The 207-nt window shown below is 42.5% G+C and carries 1 protein-coding gene; it reads left to right on the top strand.

The annotated features are described in order from the left end of the window. A partial coding sequence (locus LQ617_RS15950; protein WP_239740801.1) for an E domain-containing protein occupies positions 1 to 207 on the top strand: 207 nt, incomplete at both ends.

Genomic DNA, 207 nt, shown 5'->3' with positions numbered 1-207 from the left:
GAGAAGAAGTGCCACCAGGACATAAAGATGAGTTTGATCCAAATTTACCAGAAGGTGAAACAGAAGAAGTACCAGGAAAACCAGGTATTAAAGATCCAAATACAGGTGAAATCGTAACACCGCCGGTGGATAGTGTGACAAAACACGGTCCAGTACCAGGCGAACCAATTGTGACGAAAGAACCAATTCCATATGAAACAACAAGAG

The sequence above is a fragment of the Mammaliicoccus sp. P-M59 genome, assembly GCF_022386135.1.
Classification (GTDB): Bacteria; Bacillota; Bacilli; order Staphylococcales; family Staphylococcaceae; genus Mammaliicoccus; species Mammaliicoccus sciuri_A.
Note: the sequence above shows the minus strand (reverse complement) of the source record. Positions and strands in the feature narration are given on the sequence as shown.